This window comes from Leyella lascolaii (assembly GCF_900079775.1).
Lineage (GTDB): Bacteria > Bacteroidota > Bacteroidia > Bacteroidales > Bacteroidaceae > Prevotella > Prevotella lascolaii.
On record NZ_LT556038.1, the window covers coordinates 1 to 19,721 of the forward strand.

Annotated in this window: 14 protein-coding genes and 2 rRNA genes; 8 read left to right on the top strand and 8 right to left on the bottom strand. The window is 46.7% G+C overall.

Translation table 11 applies throughout. From position 1 onward, the window contains the following. Positions 1-207 (top strand): 23S ribosomal RNA (locus BN4609_RS05790); the annotation flags it as partial. Between the two features lie 94 nt (positions 208-301). Further along, positions 302-414: ribosomal RNA gene (gene rrf / locus BN4609_RS05795) — 5S ribosomal RNA — on the top strand. 316 nt (positions 415-730) lie between these two features. Here rrf and BN4609_RS05800 read toward each other — a convergent pair. The 4 genes from BN4609_RS05800 to BN4609_RS17145 form a co-directional block, all read right to left on the bottom strand. Beyond that, positions 731-955 (bottom strand): cysteine peptidase family C39 domain-containing protein, encoded by a 225-nt coding sequence (locus BN4609_RS05800; protein ID WP_068855668.1) that lies wholly within the window; start codon positions 953-955, stop codon positions 731-733. Positions 956-1,026: 71 nt separating this feature from the next. Continuing rightward, a complete protein-coding gene (locus BN4609_RS05805) occupies positions 1,027-3,906 on the bottom strand; it encodes an outer membrane beta-barrel protein (protein ID WP_084791380.1) in 2,880 nt (959 codons plus the stop codon). 343 nt (positions 3,907-4,249) lie between these two features. Continuing rightward, complete coding sequence (locus BN4609_RS17140; protein ID WP_306455824.1) at positions 4,250-4,846, bottom strand: UDP-galactopyranose mutase; 597 nt, start codon at positions 4,844-4,846, stop codon at positions 4,250-4,252. 12 nt (positions 4,847-4,858) lie between these two features. Further along, positions 4,859-5,356, bottom strand: coding sequence for an FAD-dependent oxidoreductase (locus BN4609_RS17145; RefSeq protein ID WP_306455819.1), 498 nt, complete (start codon positions 5,354-5,356; stop codon positions 4,859-4,861). 377 nt (positions 5,357-5,733) lie between these two features. Between BN4609_RS17145 and BN4609_RS05815 the strand changes: the two genes are divergently transcribed. After that, complete coding sequence (locus BN4609_RS05815; protein WP_241033213.1) at positions 5,734-6,633, top strand: Abi family protein; 900 nt, start codon at positions 5,734-5,736, stop codon at positions 6,631-6,633. Positions 6,634-6,845: 212 nt separating this feature from the next. On the opposite strand, the gene BN4609_RS05820 is transcribed toward BN4609_RS05815, so the two are convergent. From BN4609_RS05820 to BN4609_RS16440, 3 genes are read right to left on the bottom strand one after another with little or no spacing between them, the layout of a single operon-like run. Next, complete coding sequence (locus BN4609_RS05820) at positions 6,846-7,067, bottom strand: DUF2795 domain-containing protein (protein ID WP_021992446.1); 222 nt, start codon at positions 7,065-7,067, stop codon at positions 6,846-6,848. 57 nt (positions 7,068-7,124) lie between these two features. Further along, the gene (locus BN4609_RS05825) at positions 7,125-7,658 is read right to left on the bottom strand and encodes a cob(I)yrinic acid a,c-diamide adenosyltransferase (RefSeq protein WP_068855671.1); all 534 of its coding nucleotides are present in this window, start codon (positions 7,656-7,658) and stop codon (positions 7,125-7,127) included. A gap of 9 nt (positions 7,659-7,667) precedes the next feature. Further along, positions 7,668-8,279 carry a hypothetical protein gene (locus BN4609_RS16440; RefSeq protein ID WP_164071590.1) on the bottom strand — a complete coding sequence of 204 codons (612 nt, stop codon included), beginning with the start codon at positions 8,277-8,279 and terminating at the stop codon, positions 7,668-7,670. Positions 8,280-8,781: 502 nt separating this feature from the next. On the opposite strand from BN4609_RS16440, the gene BN4609_RS05835 reads away from it, so the two are divergent. Next, positions 8,782-9,690, top strand: coding sequence for a FimB/Mfa2 family fimbrial subunit (locus tag BN4609_RS05835; protein ID WP_068855673.1), 909 nt, complete (start codon positions 8,782-8,784; stop codon positions 9,688-9,690). 668 nt (positions 9,691-10,358) lie between these two features. On the opposite strand, the gene BN4609_RS05840 is transcribed toward BN4609_RS05835, so the two are convergent. Continuing rightward, positions 10,359-13,325: a leucine-rich repeat domain-containing protein gene (locus BN4609_RS05840; RefSeq protein WP_164071591.1), complete on the bottom strand. Its 2,967-nt coding sequence runs from the start codon at positions 13,323-13,325 to the stop codon at positions 10,359-10,361. Between the two features lie 621 nt (positions 13,326-13,946). Between BN4609_RS05840 and BN4609_RS05845 the strand changes: the two genes are divergently transcribed. From BN4609_RS05845 to BN4609_RS05860, 4 genes are all read left to right on the top strand, one after another. Beyond that, entirely contained in the window at positions 13,947-15,110 is a 1,164-nt protein-coding gene (locus BN4609_RS05845) for a site-specific integrase (protein WP_007482721.1), read from the top strand. Between the two features lie 23 nt (positions 15,111-15,133). Then, positions 15,134-16,291 carry a site-specific integrase gene (locus BN4609_RS05850; RefSeq protein WP_068855675.1) on the top strand — a complete coding sequence of 386 codons (1,158 nt, stop codon included), beginning with the start codon at positions 15,134-15,136 and terminating at the stop codon, positions 16,289-16,291. 211 nt (positions 16,292-16,502) lie between these two features. Then, a complete protein-coding gene (locus tag BN4609_RS05855; protein ID WP_007482716.1) occupies positions 16,503-16,802 on the top strand; it encodes a helix-turn-helix domain-containing protein in 300 nt (99 codons plus the stop codon). A gap of 23 nt (positions 16,803-16,825) precedes the next feature. Continuing rightward, positions 16,826-19,651, top strand: a complete 2,826-nt coding sequence (locus BN4609_RS05860; protein ID WP_068855676.1) for a type I restriction endonuclease subunit R — start codon at positions 16,826-16,828, stop codon at positions 19,649-19,651. Positions 19,652-19,721 lie beyond the last annotated feature (70 nt).

A 19,721-nucleotide genomic window follows, 5' to 3' on the forward strand; every position in this document is an offset into this window, starting at 1 on the left:
CCTCCGGTTTGCCGGTTGTTCCGCCAGGGGCACCGCCGGGTATCCGTGTCTGGCCGGGATAAGCGCTGAAAGCATCTAAGCGCGAAGCCCTCCGCAAGATTAGAACTCCTTTGAGGGTCGTCAGAGACGATGACGTCGATAGGGCGCAGGTGTAAAGACGGCGACGTCAAAGCCGAGCGCTACTAATTGCCCGAAACTTTCCGTGTGTGGGGCTTATTCCTTGAGTTGTTCGGGTTTTGCTTGTATGAGGATGTCATACCATACGTTGTCCGGTGGAGTCCGGACATTCGGAAAAGACATTTATGGTGGTGATAGCGACGGTGTTCCACCTCTTCCCATCCCGAACAGAGAAGTTAAGCCCGTCATCGCCGATGGTACTGCAATGCAATGCGGGAGAGTAGGCAGCCGCCTTTTTTCACATGAGGGACGTTTCCGGCAGTGAGCCGTGGAACGTCCCTCTTTTTTGTCATGTCGGAAACGGGTGTTTTGCGGTGACGCGAGGTCCGACTTTTGTGTCGGCAGTGTCTTAGCCGGTTTACGCCCTTAATTCCGAATCGCATTATACTTCCATTATTATTTCATGCTGCTGTAGCCAGATTGTATTCAGCTTTATCGAAGATGTGGCGAGCTACATCTTGAAAAAGATGAATACAGGATAACGGTAGCAGTGTGGAAGTAGGATGAGGAGATGACAACAAACATTAAATGTATAATGGCTGTTCTAATGTTCTCAAAAACCCAGTGCCGAGCAACAGTGGGTGACGTCGCGCAGGGAGATGCCGAGACGTTTCATGTCGCAGTGACGCTTGATAGTCTTCAACGGATATTTCATTCCGTAATAGGCAGTCACCATCTGTATGCACGTCGGTCCACAGTCGTTTGCCTCAATCTGCCGAAATGCAGGCACGCGGCGTTTATGCCTCAGTTTTCCCTTTTTCGTTTTGTGAATATCCATTTATGTCTTTTTAGTCTTAAAAAATACGATGGCAGATACCTTTAGCCTGCCACCGTAAATATTTTATTCATTTACATCTTTTTCTTAGGAAAGACGTTGAATCTGTATATGGCGTGCAGGAGCACATACCGCGGAGGAGTGTTGTAGAAACGCTCCACACGTCCCTGCGTGTTGATGCTGCGCTCCACCTTCTTCAGCTGGTGTAGAATGTCGAACGCGTCGGCACGGAGTGTGAGTTTTCCTTTGAAGAAAGAGCGGGTCAGCCGTGCGTTCCACACGAAGTTGTCGTCATTCATGGCAGACTCCTCATAGCCGCGGCGGCTGTACATCGTAAGGTCGGTGTCGAGCTTGAATCCGAACGGGAGGTGGAGATAGCCGTACAGTCCGTAATTGTAGTCGTAAGCGTTGATGGCGGTGAAATCGCGACGGTCACCGTCAGTGCCGACCCATGACACGGAGCCCTTGAAGCCTACAGTGTGCTTTCCAAGCGACCAGTCGAGACTGAGGGTCTCCGAGAGGATAGAACTTTTAACAGTGCTCTTAACCGGGGCGGCGGCAAGATCATCGCCTATCATGTCGACACTGTGGATGTATCTCCACGAGGTGGAAGAGTTGAAGTACAGGCGTTTCTTCTTGTCCAACGGACCGTTCATGGTTAATCTTGTGTCAAGATTCCAGTTGCCGTTCACATTATAGTAGGAGTAAGTGCGGCGTCCCGTACTACGGTCATACACATAACCCATCGCCACATCGTTCTCGCTTATGTTGAAAGTCACAACAGGAGAAATCTTTATGGTGTGCTTTCTGTCGTTATAGTCAAGGCTGATGGTGTGTGAGCGTCTGTTCTTCAGATTCCTGTTGCCATAGTTTATGGTCGTCATAGGGTCGGAGTCGTCAACGAAGTCGAGAGAATACAGCATGTTGGGGGTGCTGCTCTTCATATTGTATTTAAGGGCACCGCCCCTCAGATAGTCCTTTGTCGTGAGATGCAGCTCGACCGACGGTTCCATCATCACCGTGCTGCGGCTGAAAGCCGTGTCTATACGTGCGCGGTGATAATCAAGTTTCTCGTTCAGTATATTCAGCTTCAATTCCGGTAGCAAGCGCATGGTCAGTTTGTCATTACGCCACAGGTCGATAAAGGCATTCACTGCTACGGAGTGGCTGTTGTCGCTTTCCACCGAGCTGTAGCTGTTCTTTCCGTCAAGCGTCGGCAGGTATTCCGTGACTGACGGCAGCGCGCCTATGGGATTCTCCGTGTCCGGTCCCCAACCGTCGAGAGTCTCGAGATGGTATAGTTTGTTGGAAGACCTGCTGCGTCCGGCACTCATGTTGTATTTGAAGTATAATGTCAGACGGTCGGAGAATACCATGCCGTAATAGCTGTTGAGATTTATCCTGAAACCTCGCGAGGGTGTGACATCGTTGTAGCGGTTAATAAAATCAGTAGAGCCGGTTCCTGATAAATAGTCTATGCGCTGATGGGTGAAGTCACGCATGTCGGACCCGAACAACGAACCATTGATGTTAACATACAGGAAGTCACTGTTATGAGGCATACGCAGCATCATGCCCGTACCTATATTGGCAGACCACTGCTTGTTGTCATAGTAACGGTTTTTTATCTGACGGTTTATGAGACGGGCACGAAGATCGTCGTCAAGCACAGGAGCCGACAATATCTTTGAGAAATCCTCAAATCCGTCCCATGTCTCGTCAGATGTTGCGGAAGTCTGTGATATGTCATGACGCATGCGGCTGTAGCGCGCTCCAAGGTTGAGGTCATACTCCACACGCGATGTATCGCCCTTCGGCTTCAGTTCCAGACTGTGGCTCGTGTTGAAGAACATGTTGCAGAAGCGGGCTTTCTGTACCTGACGGTCGTAGGTGTCACCGTCGGAGAGGAAGTTGGTCCGGAATGTGTTCTGAACCTCATTATTGTCATAATGTGTGAAGTTTGCGCTTCCGTTATATTCGTAACGTCCTTCACGGTCGTCCACGTTGACATTCATGCCGGCATTCTTTGTTGTGAGCCGTCCGTAAGGCATCTTGTCCGGTGTCCAGTCATTGGTGTTGGGAGTGGTGAAGTCGTTGATGTTGTTGATGTTGCCGTAAAGGGAGATGCGTGAGTGGTCGGTGGAACGCATGGCAAACAGGCGTGCCATGTAAAGGTCGTGGTTGGCGCCTCCCGCGTCTATGTTACCCATCCATCCGATGTTGTACTGCTTTTTCAGGTTGACGTCCATGACAAGCTGCTTGTCGTTCATGTCGCGGTCGAGAAACTCGCTCAGCCTTCCTGCCTTGTCGTACACCTTCACCGTGTTGACGGCATAGGTGGGCAGATTCTCCAGCATGATGGTGTTGTCTCCTTTGAAGAAGTCCTTGCCGTTGAGCAGCAGACTCTCCACGAACCGTCCGTTGACATATATGCGTCCGTCAGACTTCAGTTCCACTCCGGGCAGCTGTTTCACCAGCGCGTCGAGCATCGAGCCTTCTGCCAGTTGGAATGCGTCCGCGTTGTAGACAACAGTGTCGCCCTTGTTGTAGAACTTCACCTTGGTGGCAGTAACCACTACCTCGTCTATGGCATGCACCTTCGGACGTTTCATATATATGGTTGAAAGCACTCTGTTTGTCTCTCGCCGTCTGATGTCGCTTACCTCTATCGGAGTGTATGTTGTCTCGTACCCTTCCTTCTCAGTCTTTATGATGTAATTTCCTTCCTTGACGTTGAACCTGTAAAGTTTTCTCAACGTTATATATCCGTTGTCGTTCAGGCAGCTGTCAAGTGCCACACTGTCCGGAGACAGAAGTGTTACCTTAACATCCTCTATTGTCGTGCGCAGAATGTAATCCTGTATCGTGGCATAAATCTTGATACTTCGTTCTTTCTGTCCGAAAACATTGCAGGCGCACGAGAGCATAAATATAAACAAAATACACTTTCTCATAATGTTAGGTTTTTATAGGTTTCCTTTTAATAACATACAGAAGTACTTCTCCTCATGTTATTATGATATCATCAGAGTTTGACACCTTTTTATGATATAAAGACGCTCGAAACACTAAATTCTAAACAAGATAGCAAAGAAATTAACGTTTGTTTTCTTTGCGTTGTATAAAAGGTAAAAATATGTTATAATATTGACTCCGGAATCAATATACACGAATCGTGTTTGAGATTTGACGTAAAACCGTCTTTGCTTTTATTTAATGTATAGGAGTAAACTGTAAGGTGAAAAGACAGCTTGGGCTGTCTTATGGCATTCGGTTTAACCCAAGCTGTGGTAAGAATCAGAGTTCAAGAGCGAGCGCAGCCATGATGGCGTCGTCCATATCATAGTATCTGTATTCTCCGAGGCGTCCGCCAAAGATTATATTGGGGAAAAGGCTTGCGGCGGCTTCGCGGTATCTGTTGTAAAGACGATGGTTGCGTGCATTGTTCACCGGATAATATGCCTCCTGCCCCGGACTCCATTGGGTTGGATATTCGCGTGTGATTATTGTGTAAGGAAGCTTAGGTTGCGTAGGACAGAAATGCTTATGCTCTATTGTCCGCGTGTAGGGCACATCAGGCGATGTCTCGTTTATTACGGCAATGCCCTGATAGTCGGACACATCCACACGTTCGGTATGGAACTCCAGACCGCGATAGTCCAGCGCGCCGAAACGATAGTCCATCAGTTCGTCTATCATACCGGTGTAAACAATCTTTGGCGCACGCCCGAGCCAGAAGTCGCGTTGCTTGCAGAAGTCTGTTCCTGTCAGTGTCTCCACACCGTCGAGCATTCGTCTTACCATGGCATGATATCCGTTGGCGGGGATGCCTTGGTGTCTGTCACCGAAATAACGGCTGTCGAACGTTGTGCGTACGGGAAGGCGTTCTATTATCTCCGCAGGTAGTTAAGTCGCAGCACGTCCCCACTGCTTTTCGGTATAGCCTTTAATAAGCAGGTCGTATACCGTTCTGCCTATAAGGCTGACAGCTTTCTGTTCAAGATTTTCAGGATTGGGATAATATTCTTTCTCACGTTCTGCTGCCAATATGCATGGTATGTCGTCAGGACGCATTGTACCGAATATCTCATGGAAGGTCATAAGGCTGACAGGCATGTGATAATATCTGTCGGCATTGCGCGCAATGACTGTATGCACGTAACTGTTGAAGTCGGAGAACCGTCGCACGAAAGACCACACCTGCTCATTGTCTGTGTGGAAAATGTGTGCACCGTACAGATGGACATTAATGCCTTCTGTCATCTTGTCGCGCACATTGCCGCCTACGTCACTGCGGCGTTCGAGTACCAGACATCTCAGACCTTTCTCTCTGGCTCGCCATGCTGTGACAGCTCCGTAAAGTCCGCTGCCTACAATTATTATGTCGTAATCGTATGAGTCCATATATGCATTATGTTTTAAATCATAAACAGATGCTCTAATTTGACAGCAAAGATAAGGATAACATCCGTGAATCTTATAACATTGATTGATTTTGAACAGCTAACCTACCTCTAAATTGCAATAACAAAGCAGACGTTTGGCTGATAAAGATGAAATATAATAGACGCAATCCTTTTATCACGTTAATTGTCATTCAAATAAGTCTTTTAAATAACCTATTTTTATACTTGCAAAAGTATAAAGAAGATGTAGAACTGTAAGGTTTTCCGCTGATAATTTTGTAATTAAACGATTTGATTGTATCTTTGCAGCAACAGTTCTCGCCACGCCTCTCAACGATGCGTACCACGGCGAGACTTCGTTTTTTATAGATGTATATGAAATATGCCAAACAACCAATAGCACTATCGCAGCAACTCAAACTTTTAGAGCAAAGAGGTCTGATAATTCAGAATGAAGAAACAGCCTTAAGCCAACTTCAATCTATCAGCTACTTCAGACTTGCGAGTTATTGGCATTCTATGGAAGTTCCGAACTCTGACAAGCATCGGTTCCTCCCTGACAGCAACTTTGATGATGTTATTGAATTGTATCAGTTTGACAAAAAGCTAAGGACATTAGTTTTCGCATCCATTCAAGACATTGAGATTGCCTTACGCACACGAATCATTCAATGGTTCTCTTTAAAATACGGAGCGTTTTGGCTTATGGATGTAAGGCTTTTCAAAGACGAGGGCATATTTGCAAACTGTCTTGAGAATATACAAAAGGAAGTAAACCGTTCAAATGAAGATTTCCTGAAAGAACATTTCAAGAAATATAATGATCCGTCGTTGCCTCCTGTATGGAAAACTATGGAAGTTATCTCTTTCGGCACTTTATCCAAGTTATATTGTAATTTCAACGATACCGGCGTAAAGAAGCAGGTAGCAAAAAGCTTTGGTTTACCACAGTATCTATATTTGGAAAGTTGGATGAAATGCGCATCTGTTTTACGAAACTATTGTGCTCACCACGCACGACTTTGGAACCGCCGTTTTCCTATTATGCCTCAGCTCCCAAAAAGCTTGCCTCTTCAATGGATTGGTACAAAATGCATACGACCAATCAAACTATATGGTCAAGTTTGCTGTTTGGCATATTTGGAACAAAGTATTAATCCCAATAGCCAATTCAAAAGCAGAATAAAAGCTTTATTGTCAAACACTCCACAGACAATATTAAAAGCGATGGGCTTTCCTGCAAACTGGCGTGAAGAACCTTTGTGGAACGACTAAGCACAAACATTCAAAAATGTTCTTTTTGCAGGTTTGTGAATATTTAATGAGCCTTATTTTTGAAGAATGCCAACCAAGTGACAATATATCAACAATCTACCCGCAGATTTTTATGTCATAAAAGGCGGTAAAACGAGAAAGTGGGGATTCTTGTTGTCCCCACTTCCGATGATTTTCAATCTTCTGTTCAATACTTTACGCCGGTTTGCGGCTTAATACTCGTCCTCGTTGAAGAGGAAATCTTCTTTTGTCGGATAATCAGGCCATATATCCTCAATGCTCTCATACACGTCACCTTCATCCTCTATCTCCTGCAAGTTTTCAAGCACTTCGAGCGGTGCGCCGGAGCGCATGGCATAGTCTATGAGCTCATCTTTGGTTGCGGGCCAAGGTGCATCTTCAAGTTTAGAAGCCAATTCAAGTGTCCAATACATAATCTTTCTTTTTATATTAGGTTTTTTTATGTACGCGCAAAAATAATAAAATTTATGCTATATGCAAGAAATAGTAAGAGTTTTTTCTGCTGTATTACTAATAAAATTTAAATTTCTTGCTAAAACAAACAGATAGTCTGATAGTCTGTTCATGAAAGCAAGTGATGTGTAATCATTTGTATTTCGCTCCGTCATCGACAGCATCCTGCGTTCCGCACGCCTGCACAATGCACGGCAGACATGGCATGTGGCAGCCGCAGGAGTCCCCCCTGGAATGACGAATGAATGTAATGGAGGCAGCGAACTTTGCAGTCGGTCTATCTCATTCTCAAGACCTGCTACATCAGAAGCGGAAACAGTTGATTGTGAGAAACCGGCAAACTCGTTCCCTATCCGAAACAGCAGACATTGTATCTCGGAGATGAAGTCTTTGTCACGACCGTCCTCCATCACGGATGTAAGCAGACCGAGATATGAGTTGAGCTCATCCATAGTGCCATATAACTCAATACGCCAGTCAGTCTTGTATGTACGCTTGCCGTCTGGCAGCGATGTGGTGCCGTCGTCTCCGGTACGTGTGTATATCTTCATTGTCTTATATTAAAAGTTCACAATATAATTCTGTTTTATCCTTTTGTCGAAGAACAATATACCGCAGTAATACAGGTCGAATGTAACCCCTGTACGGCTGTCATTCATCATACTTTTCCATATCTCCCGCGCGGCATGGCTGCCTTTTATGCCCTCGAGAATCAATATGGAGTCATCAGGGATGTTGTCTATAAAACAAGGAGAGAACTCTCTGTGCACGTCTTTCAGATTAATGCGGAAAAGCAATGGCGACGGAATGCTGTCATATGGCTTGTTTCTTTCAACCGCATAAGTGTCACGATAGTCAATCACCCTTGTCTTGCGGCATCCTGCATTTACGTATGCCACAAGTGCAGCGTCACTTCTACCGATATTGATGAATGTCATCGGCTGCTGATAATTGGCGATTCTAAAATACAGTCTGCATAACTTCTCGTCTGTAGAACCGATATTGGGAAACTCCTCTCTAAGGTCTGCATATGCGTAATATGGATAGTGCTCGTTTACCACATACCGTATGAAACGATAGGCGGACGGAGACTGTACTCCAAAGCCCCGACAATGGGTGATGCGGCTCAACCACGTCACCATCTCACGAAAACCATAACCATTCCAGACCACGTGCACTGATATATTTTGTTATTACGTTTAAATGTGTAAGCTTACTCCTATTTAGCGGTACGGAGACAATAGCGGAATGCTGTCTATAGACCACCGAGTGCATCTTATCTTATGCAAAGATAATGCAAATGAGCGGAAAGAGAGCTTGCTCTTTGTTTCCCGAGTGCAGCTTATCTTATGCAAAGATACAATTAAATCGTATAAAATAATTAACAGCTTTCACAGTTTATTTAAACCACAATCAGTCATCAGAAGGTTTTAGCGTGTCATGATGCCTTATGTCAGGTGCTTAAACGCTCTTCAATGATTAAAAAAACATGTCTCATTGTTGTAATCCTTGACATAGCCAACATGTGGTATAATATGAGTAATTTAAAGCTCCAGTCATACAAATCACGCATAAAGTATGATGATTCGGAGTAAAACCTAAAATTGAATGCCGTATGTTTTGCGTTAAGACATATAATGCTTATATTTGCGATAACTGAAAATCTGAATCGTTATGAAGAAAATATTATTTCATATCCCTGCGGCTTTGTGCCTTGCAATAGTGTTCGCGCTTGCGTCGTGCGAGCAGCCCGTGACTGGTGATGTAGATGACACGAAGGGTGAAGAACAGCTGTCGGAAGGCGACATTAACGTGAAATTCAATGTTTGCAACTTGGAGATGATGCCCTTTGACGACGCCGTTTATGCAGCCCGCAGGGTTACTGACATCCGTAAGGCTTGCACTCGTATTGAGGTTGCCGTGTTCAAGGGAGACCGCCGTGTGGCAATTGTGAGGCAGGATAAGGGTGATAAAGTTTTCGGACAAGTATCCCTGTCACTCGACGAAGGAGAATATACTGTAGTCGTGATAGCCCATAACGGTGAGGGAGCTGCAACGCTTACATCACCGAATGAGATAAAGTTCAAGGACAACAAGGTCACTGACACGTTTTACTATTGCGGTGACATAACTGTTGACAGTGATTCATCCTACGATCTTACTCTCAAGCGTGCCGTTGCCATGGTGAGGTTTGTTGCGGAGGACAAGGTGCCGGCAGGAGTCAGAAGTATGAGGTTCTATTATACGGGCGGAAGCAGCACCTTCGACGCCGTGAACGGTTGTGGAAGTGTGAACTCCCGTCAGACGGAAATACGCGATGTGTCCGACGCAGCCCATACGGCTTCATCACATTACGACATATACACTTTCCCGCATAGCGACAACCGCCCGCTCAACATCACGGTGACTGCGCTCAATTCCTCAGGTGGGATTGTCGATGAGCGTAAGTTTGAGGACGTGAAAGTAGAGCGTAACCAGATTACACGTTATTCAGGCATATTCTTCGGAGAGTCACCGGGTGCTGGACGGTGCATATCCATTACCGTTGACAATGAATGGACGCAGGTTGACTATTCTTATTGAGTCTTCATGCCTGTCTGTCTCACCATTGGCGGTCGTCCGGACCGCCAATCCGCGTTTTCGTCTGATTGTCCGCTCCCCATCCATCTTCCGCACTATTGTCGTCATAATGATTCCGGATTTTTAACGATATAGCCGACGGAATGGCGTACAAAACCTAAGGGCAATATGTCATAAAGCCTTGTGCAATACTGATAAAGCATGACTGTTCGGAATAAAGGTGTCTTGTTCTTTATGCATTCGAAGGTAAATATTGCTGCGGTAATTTCAAATTGAAAAGAACATTAAAGCCGGTTTAGAGCATGATATAATATAAGCTGTAATATACACCTTATTTAATATGGGCAGATTCTCATGCTTCATCCGTATTACATGCTGATGTCTGACGGTTTTTTTATTCATCTTTTGTATAATACCAACACGTATAATCTGGAAAAGCGACAGGCTGACTTACGGCAGTAGCGAGGTGGAGGAACGAAGCTCCTATAACCGGATAACAAAGAAGTTTTGGCTGTCTGACGGCAGATTAAGGTTAAATCATAATGCTTCAGATTTAATTCATGTATATCATGACGGCAGATATGCATAATAAATGGAGTGCGTCCCAAGCTTTCCATTCACTTTTGGGACGCACTCCTTTTCAGACATCCGATGTTACGGATATTGTCAAATTATCTTACAAGAATCTTCTTTGTGGCAGAGCCGATCTTAACTACGTAAACGCCTTCGCGCACGCTGACAGAATATCTTCCTGATACTTCACCCTTGAATATCTGCTTGCCGCCAGGTGTGTAAATCTCTGCCGTCGTGGGCGAGTCTGTAGTGAATACAAGCTCATGGTAGCCACTCTCGACAGTTACTGTAGCGTCAGCGACTCCGTCTATTGAGGTTGAGATGGTGAACTGTACAAGTACGTCGGTAGCCTTGGTGACAGTGAACTTGTTGTCTACGATAAGCTTGCCGTTGGCTTTTGCCGCAGCTGCCTTGTATCCTTCAGCCGGTATTGCCTCCAGCCTTATCACACTGTTCTTCATCACCTTGTCGCCGCTCTTCACCTCGCTGTTGTCCTCATTGTAGAGCTTCACTTCACCGTTGCTTGTCGGTATTATTGTGACGTAGGCAAGGTCGCAGCCTGTGCCGTCGCCTTCAACGTCCAGCTTCCATCCCTTTGCTCTTGCAATGTCGCTTTCGGCATGGGATGCGTCGTTATCGTTGGCACTTCCTGACTCGTTAACCCACAGTGTGTTGGTTGTGCCATATCCTGAGCTTTGCACCTCTTTCCATTCGTTGAGCGAATAATAGAAGTGGTTCAGCGTACATGCGTCCCAACCGTTGTTTCCTACATATACCAGTGAGAGCTCCGTCTGGTTGCTTAGGTCAAGTCCGGTGAGGTTGTTGCTTTGTACAAGCAGTGTCCTCAGTTTCGTGTTGTTACTCAGTTCCAGCTCTGTCAGCTTGTTGCCATAGGCAGACAGCTCTTCCAGTTCGCTGTTGTTGCTAAGGTCAAGTGACGTGAGACTGTTGCCGCTCACGTTGAGCGTCTTCAGTCTTGGCATACCTGTCACATCCACTGTGTTAAAGTAGTTGCCTTGCAGTATGAGCTTCTCCACCTTGTCGCATGCCCCGAGGTTCATCTCTGAGAGAGCATTGTTCTTCAGGTCTATGTTCACCAGATCTTTCTGGTTCGACAGATTGAGGTCCTCAATGTAGTTCCCGTATGCTATGAGGTCGGTCAGCTTCGGATTGTTGGTCACGTCCAGACTCTCGAGTTCCGAGTATGCGCAGTCAAGGAACTCAAGGTCGGGCTGGTTGCTCACGTCAAGAGTACTGATTGCATTCATGTATGTCTTTAATGTGCGCAGTTTTCCGTTGTCGCTGATGTCTATGGCTGTTATCATGTTGTCAACACCGAATCCCGAATAGCTTGAGAAGTCGGCGTAGGTCACGTTACCCTTTACAATGACCTTTGTGCCTGTCGTGCCGTTGTCGTTTACCACTGCTTTTACAGTTTTGCCTATGACGTAAGGTTGGGGTTCTCCGTCTCCCCAGTCAACGGTTATCTCCGTTCCGTCCTCGTCGGCGGCAAGGAAATACTGCTGCACCGCACCGCTCGGCACCGTCAGTGTGATGGTCGGCTCGGTAGCTTTTACGAATACTGGTTTCACCGTTGCGGCGGCTGACACTACGAATATGGTGTCTTCCACCAGTTGTCCGTTTACCTCCATGCCTGCGAGCTTGAAGCCTTCCGCGGGCACCTGTTTCACCGAGATGGGGTAGCCGGGTTTCACCTTCTCGCCAACGGCTGTCCAAGTCTTCAGGTCCTCGCCCATCTGAGTAAGCTCTACCGAGCCTTCTGCGGCTTGTTCCACGGTGAGTGCCACCGGCTCCATCGGTGCGCTGCCGTCACCCTGTACGTCTGTTCTGTATTGGTATTCCTCGCCTGTTATAAGCTCTGTGTCTGAAGTCTCCACTCCCGGAATGCCGTCAATGTATACGTTTGTCCAGCGCGATTCGCTCATGTGCGGAGGCATGGCGGCAAACGTGAAGTTCAAGGTCTGCGGTGTCATCCGATTGTTGTAGCGCAGGTCAAGTCTTTTCAGACCGTTGTAACCTATCTGGTCGTGCATGTCAAGAAACTCGATGGCTGTGTTTTTCGCGCTGACGTTAGCCAGATACAGCTTGCCTGTGAGGTCGAGACGTGCTATCTCCGTGCTGTCTATGGTTATGTTGCGCAGCAGCCCGAGCTTGCTTACGTCAAGCTTCTTTATTGCAGTGTTGCTTACATTCAGCTCTTGTATGTTCGTGTTGTTGTCTATGGCGAGTTTCGTCATCGGTGTATGGTCCACGCTGAGAGAGCGGAGCTTCTTGTTGTTCACAAGATTCAGCTCGGATATTTTTGTGTTCGATATTCTCAGCGCGTCCAGTTCCGGACATCCTGTTACGTCAATCTCGGATATCTCTATGTTGCCGCTGATTTCAAGACTGTTGAGTTTTGGATAGAAATCACCGATGGTAAGGTCCATCAGCGAACCGTTCTGTATGCTCAGATAGTTCAGCTCGGGCATGCTCTTTTCGTAGAAGTGCACTATGTCGCAGTCGTCCATGTGGACAGACACCAGAGAGTTGTTGTCCGCGAAGACAACCGTAGACAGTTCCGGATTGCGGTTTATCGTGAAGCTCTCCAGTTTTTCCATAGCCATCAGGTTGAGCATGACAATGTTGTTGTCGCTCAGGTCAAGCGATTTCAGATTGTCAAGACCTGTGAGGTCGGTGCCCTCATAGGTAAGCAGGTTCTTCTGGGCGTTGAGTCTTGTCAGAGTCTGCTCCACATAGAACGCTATCGAGGTTATCTGCTGCTCAGGCACGTCGAGCGTGTTTATAGCCCCGTATATGCGTACCGTGTCACCGAGAAGCTTGCCCTCGACGTCCGAGTTTGTTCCCCACCACGTCTTGGTGCCTTTCTTTACCTTTTTGCCGTCGCCGAAATCCACTATTATGGAGTCACCCTCCGTCGGTTCGACACTGAATGTGAACGTTGAGCCATAATCAAGGCTCGTGCCTATTTTCACCATCTTCTCTTGTGCGGAGAGGCAAAGAGATATGATGGCAAAGCCAAACATAAGTAACAATCTTTCCATACAAAAAATCTTAATTTTATGGTTTGTAAAAGAAAAATGTGTGAAAAATTTATAATAAACCGTTCAATGTGTAATTTAATTAACATTTATTTAATCATAAATTAACATTCGGCTGTTTGGTATGGGAACACCATTTGATGCTTTGCGAACACTCCCTCGGATTGATGTATTTTTACCGTCATATTTCAGGTTACATATCCATGCCGTTTCCCAGCGATATTATTACAGTCCGACAATCAAAAATCATGATTCTCCTATACATATTTTATATGGCAAATTTCCATCATCCATTATTGGATTATGTCTCGGTACAGAAATCAATATCTCGTGTAATCTTTAAAATATAGTAGCAATGTGAACAAGAAATATGTATCAATTACTCCAGATGGGTAAAACCATAGGAAAACATATCTAACGTAATCCGCCAAATAGCACTGATTTATAGTTAATTATGAATAGAGGCCGTTTTTTGATTGGATAGTTATATTTGCCTAATTTGGGATATAAAAGCACGCTTTTTGTCCCGTTTTTGTCCCGCCGTGAATTATCTTTGTTGCGCTTGCAAGTGACTGATATACAATATAGTAACAAATCCAAGAATCGGATAACACAGAAAAGAAAATGGGACGAAAGAAGAAAGAAATCAAAATCAAGGAGCCTGTCCGCATACGAGAAAAGAGGCTCAACGATGGCAATGTAAGCCTGTATCTCGACATGTACTATCGTGGCGCAAGGAAGAAAGAGGGTCTGAAACTCTACCTCGTGCCTGAAACGGATGCCGCCGCCAAGTTGCAGAACAGGAACACGCGCAAGCTGGCCGAGCAAATCAAGGCGCAACGCATCCTCGACATTCAGGAAAAGGGTCTTGTGAACTGGGAGGACGTGAAAAAGGCACGGATGACGCTCAGCGCATGGGTGGCGAAGTACACCGCCGAGGAAAATGGGCTAAGTCCGGCCAGCATGAGGTCGAAGCGGAACGCACAGGCAAGGGTGGAAGAATACCTATTATATATAGGCAAGCCGACCCTCGCCCTAAAAGAGGTTGACAAGGATTTCTGCAAGGGCTTCATCGCCTTTCTGAAAACCTGCACGTTCAACCAAGGCAAAAAGACGTTGAGCAGTACGACCTGCCGCATCTTTATGAACCGCCTTGCCGCTGCGCTGAACAAGGCCGTAAGCGAGGGAATGTTAGACCGCAATCCTTTCAAACTGTTGGAAACAAAGGAGAAGCCGCAGAAGCTGAGCGCCATGCGTGAGTTCCTGACCATTGAGGAACTTCGTCAACTGATGGCCACGCCGTGCCGCTACGACATTGTGAAAAAGGCATTTCTGTTTTCCTGTTTCACCGGGTTACGGTACAGCGACATGATGACCTTGAAATGGAGCGAGATACACACGGCGGCGGACGGGAAGACGCTCTACATCGAGCATCAGCAGGTGAAAACCAAGAACACGGTGACGATACCGCTCTCCAATGAAGCCTTGAAATGGATGCCCCGAAAGTCAAAGGATGACGACCGGGTTTTCCATCAGTTGCGCATCACCTCTACCACGGTGGAAGTAGTGTTGGGCGAATGGATGCAGGAGGCCGGAATACAGAAGCACATCACCTACCATTGTAGCAGGCATACGGCGGCGACCCTGTTGCTGACCCTCGGCGCAGACCTCTACACGGTGAGCAAGATACTCGGACACCGAAGCATCCGCATGACCGAAGTCTATGCCAAGATAGTGGATAAGAAGAAAATCGAGACTATGAACCTCGTGAACAATATGTTTGTATAACAAAAATCGAAAGGAAGAATTTTATGAAAGTGGAAATCAAAGTGAGAATGTTGACTGCCGGAAACCGCAGCCTGTATCTGGAATACTACGAAACGGGCTTCCGCAAAAGAGAAAACCTGCACCTGTACCTTGTACCCGATGATGCGCCCAATGCAAGGAAACTCAACGAGCAGACCTACCGAAAGGCGCAGGAGATACAGGCGCAGCGCATCCTTACCCCTCCGTCATTCGAGAAGAAGCAAAAGACGGAAGAAAACGAAGCGGCCAAGACCATGACCTGGCTCCAGTGGTGTGGCGACTATGTGCGTTGCGCCATGCTGGACGGGAACTGCCCAAAGATGATACAGCACAAGGACGTTGTGCGCAGACGGATTGAGACTTATTTGAAACGAGCCAAGAAAACGGATGTCCTGCTGAAAGACGTGGATAGGGATTTGGTAAGCGGCCTGTTCGGGTATATGCGCAATTACCGCAACCGTAAACAGATAAAGGCAAACGGCGGCAGACTGGCGGCTTACACCCTCGTACTGTTTGAGGAAACGGTAAAGGCCATCTTCAACAAGGCCGTGCGTGACGGACTGATGGCTTCCAATCCCGTTCAGGAACTTACAAGGGAGGAGCGTTTCCATGCGCCGGACAAGCACCGCGAATACCTGACGGCTGACGAACTGAAACGCTTTCTTGCCGTAGAGCCGCAAACCTATATGGAAGAAGTCGTGCAAAGGGCTTTCGGCTTCTCGTGCATGACGGGGCTTAGGCTCGGCGACATGCAACGGCTGCGGTGGAGCGACATCAAGGACGTAAACGGCGTACAAACGGTGTCGGTCATCCAGTACAAGACCAAGCGGCCAGTTGCCGTACCGCTCAATGCGTTGGCTCTATCGTTGCTTCCTCCACGCCCCGAAAACGGAGAGGACGGCATCATCTTTCCGTTGGTGAAGAAGCCCGACAACGTGGCGAAGTACGTGCGCCGCATCAAGGACAAGGCAGGGATAGAAAAGGATTTCACCTATCACAGCAGCCGCCATTCGGCGGCAACGCTGGCGATAACGGCAGGTGCGGAACTCTACTCAGTCAGCAAGATTTTGGGGCATGGCAGCATCGCGTCAACGCAGGTTTACGCAAAGGTGAAAATGGAAAAGAAAGTTGAAGCAATGAACCTGACAAACGGTGTGTTCTAACTTGAATGATAGCCCAAACAGGGGGTTGTTGAAATGACATCCCCCTATATTTGAAGTAGAAGTTGTTTAGGGGGTCGCTAAATCAACGACTCCCTATAATGATTCATATTTATGGAGAAGAAATCATTTTTGTAAAAACACAACTCGTTGGTTGTGTTTTCTCGAATAATTGTATTACCTTTGCATCCAGACAAGATAAGGTAATCTTTCAATGAATACAACGACAGATAAAATGCCTTGTATGGCTTTGGAAGCCGTAAAGCAGGAAACTGGTGTGAAACAGGATAAAAAGGATTGGGCGGAATATTCACAGTTGATTGCCGCCGCCATGTCAAAACGGATGACGGAACTCGGCTTGACGCAACAGATGCTTGCCGAAAAGATGAACTGCACCCAGCAATACATATCCAAAGTGCTGAAAGGCAAAAAGAATATGTCGTTGGAAACCATTTGCAAGATAGAAAACGCATTGGGAATTGAGATTATCAGAAGTCTGAATGATAATAAGTAACGCATAAAAGGTAGAACAGGAATATGTCTATACAAAGTGAAGCGGCATTAGAAGCCGGACTTATCGCCACGCTCCAGCAAATGGACTATGAATATGTCCAAATTGCCGAGGAGGACAATCTTCAAGCCAATTTCAAGAGGCAGTTGGAGATACACAACCGTAAGCGGTTGGCGGAGCATGGCCGTACCGAATTTACGGATGAGGAATTTGACAAGATACTCATCTACCTTGAAGGAGGCACACGCTTTGAAAAGGCGAAGAAGCTCCGCGACCTTTATCCGCTTGACACGGCGGACGGCAAACGCATCTGGGTGGAGTTCCTTAACCGTCAACAGTGGTGTCAGAACGAATTTCAGGTTTCCAACCAAATCACGGTGGAAGGGCGTAAGAAGTGCCGCTACGATGTGACCATTCTTATAAACGGTCTGCCTTTGGTACAGATTGAATTGAAACGTCGGGGCGTAGAGTTAAGGGTGGCATACGACCAAATCCAACGCTATCATAAGACTTCTTATCACGGGTTGTTTGATTACATTCAACTGTTCGTGATTTCCAACGGTGTCAACACACGCTACTTCGCCAACAATCCAAACGGAGGCTATAAGTTCACGTTCAACTGGACGGACGCAGCCAATGTGCCGTTCAATGAATTGGATAAGTTTGCAGCCGCATTTTTGGAGAAATGTACGCTCGGCAAAATCATAGGAAAATACATCGTGCTGCATGAGGGCGACAAGTGCCTGATGGTGCTTCGTCCGTACCAGTTCTATGCCGTGGAGAAGATATTGGATAAGGTGAAGAACTCCAACGACAACGGCTATATATGGCATACAACAGGAGCCGGAAAGACCTTGACTTCATTCAAGGCGGCACAGCTTGTTTCCGAACTGGACGATGTGGATAAGGTAATGTTTGTGGTTGACCGTCACGACCTTGACACCCAAACCCAATCGGAATATGAAGCCTTTGAGCCGGGTGCGGTGGACGGCACGGACAACACGGATGAGTTGGTGAAACGGTTGCACAGCAATTCCAAGATAATCATCACTACCATTCAGAAGCTCAACGCCGCAGTTAGCAAGACGTGGTACAGCAACAAGATTGAGGCCATACGCCACTCCCGTATCGTGATGATATTCGACGAGTGCCACAGAAGCCACTTTGGGGAAAGTCACAAGCGCATCATGAAGTTCTTTGACAACGCCCAAGTGTTCGGCTTCACGGGTACGCCCATCTTCACGGAGAATGCCATTAACGGGCATACCACCAAAGAGATATTCGGCAACTGCCTGCACCAATACCTTATCAAGGATGCCATAGCCGATGAAAACGTGCTGGGCTTCCTTGTGGAGTATTATCATGGAAGCGAAGAAGTGGAAAAGGGCAATGCCAACCGCATGGAGGAGATAGCCAAATTCATCCTTAATAATTTCAATAAGTCAACCTTTGACGGTGAGTTTGATGCGCTGTTTGCCGTGCAATCCGTACCGATGCTTATCCGCTATTACAATATATTCAAGTCGTTGAAGCCGAAAATCCGTATCGGTGCAGTATTTACATACGCTGCCAACAGCAGCCAGGACGATGAACAGACGGGAATGAATACGGGGCAGTATGTCAGCGAAAGCACAGGCGAGGCGGACGAACTGCAAGCCATCATGGATGACTACAATGAAATGTTCGGCACAGCATTCACTACCGAAAATTTCCGCGCTTACTACGATGACATCAACCTGCGTATGAAAAAGAAGCGGGCTGACTTGAAACCGCTTGACCTCTGCCTTGTCGTGGGAATGTTCCTTACGGGCTTTGACAGCAAGAAACTCAATACGCTCTATGTGGATAAGAACTTGGAGTACCACGGATTGCTGCAAGCGTTCAGCCGAACCAACCGTGTACTGAATGAGAAAAAGCGTTTCGGAAAGATTATATGCTTCCGTGATTTGAAAAGCAATGTTGATACGGCCATCAGGCTTTTCAGTAACTCAAATAATCCCGAAGAAATAGTACGTCCACCTTTTGAGGATGTGAAAAAGGAATACCAGCAGTTGGCAACGGACTTCTTGCAGAAATACCCGGAGCCAAGCAGCATAGACCTGTTGCAGAGCGAAAAGGACAAGAAAGACTTTGTGCTGGCTTTCCGCGACATCATCCGCAAACACGCGGAAATCCAAATATACGAGGATTACAGCGATGATGCGGACGACCTCGGCATGACCGAACAACAGTTTATGGACTTCCGAAGCAAGTACCTTGACATTCACGATACGTTTGTTCCGTCGGATATGCCTTCAGCCTCTCCAAGCGGCGGCGATGAAACGCCAAGCGATGAACGGTTGGAGGATGTGGATTTCTGCCTTGAACTCCTGCACAGCGACATTATTAATGTGGCTTATATCCTCGAATTGATTGCTAATCTTAATCCATACAGCACGGACTATGCAGAGCGGCGTAAGAACATCATTGACACGATGATAAAGGATGCCGAAATGCGTAACAAGGCGAAACTCATTGACGGCTTCATTCAAAAGAATGTGGACGAGGATAAGGAGAACTTCATGGCGCGACGGCAAAAGGCGGACGGTACAAGCGAACTGGAGGAACGCTTGAACCGCTATATCTCCACAGAACGTGAAAAAGCCGTGAACTCTTTGGCACAGGACGAGGGGCTTTCTTCGGATGTGCTCGACCATTACTTGAAAGAGTATGACTACCTGCAAAAAGAGCAGCCGGAAATCATACAAAAGGCGCTCAAAGAGAAGCACCTCGGACTGATTAAGACCCGAAAGGCTTTGACAAGGATAATGGATAGATTGCGTAGCATAATAAGAACTTTTAGTTGGGATTGAATATGATTAAATTATTAAACAGTCTGTACCTAACAGAAAAAGGATGTTGCATTAAAAATAGGAAATTCTA

Bases quoted from the DNA above. Each gene is read 5' to 3' on its own strand.
- BN4609_RS05800 (WP_068855668.1), bottom strand. From the start codon at position 955: ATGGATATTCACAAAACGAAAAAGGGAAAACTGAGGCATAAACGCCGC.
- BN4609_RS05805 (WP_084791380.1), bottom strand. From the start codon at position 3,906: ATGAGAAAGTGTATTTTGTTTATATTTATGCTCTCGTGCGCCTGCAAT.
- BN4609_RS17145 (WP_306455819.1), bottom strand. From the start codon at position 5,356: ATGGACTCATACGATTACGACATAATAATTGTAGGCAGCGGACTTTAC.
- BN4609_RS05815 (WP_241033213.1), top strand. From the start codon at position 5,734: ATGAAATATGCCAAACAACCAATAGCACTATCGCAGCAACTCAAACTT.
- BN4609_RS05820 (WP_021992446.1), bottom strand. From the start codon at position 7,067: ATGTATTGGACACTTGAATTGGCTTCTAAACTTGAAGATGCACCTTGG.
- BN4609_RS05825 (WP_068855671.1), bottom strand. From the start codon at position 7,658: ATGAAGATATACACACGTACCGGAGACGACGGCACCACATCGCTGCCA.
- BN4609_RS05835 (WP_068855673.1), top strand. From the start codon at position 8,782: ATGAAGAAAATATTATTTCATATCCCTGCGGCTTTGTGCCTTGCAATA.
- BN4609_RS05840 (WP_164071591.1), bottom strand. From the start codon at position 13,325: ATGGAAAGATTGTTACTTATGTTTGGCTTTGCCATCATATCTCTTTGC.
- BN4609_RS05845 (WP_007482721.1), top strand. From the start codon at position 13,947: ATGGGACGAAAGAAGAAAGAAATCAAAATCAAGGAGCCTGTCCGCATA.
- BN4609_RS05850 (WP_068855675.1), top strand. From the start codon at position 15,134: ATGAAAGTGGAAATCAAAGTGAGAATGTTGACTGCCGGAAACCGCAGC.
- BN4609_RS05855 (WP_007482716.1), top strand. From the start codon at position 16,503: ATGAATACAACGACAGATAAAATGCCTTGTATGGCTTTGGAAGCCGTA.
- BN4609_RS05860 (WP_068855676.1), top strand. From the start codon at position 16,826: ATGTCTATACAAAGTGAAGCGGCATTAGAAGCCGGACTTATCGCCACG.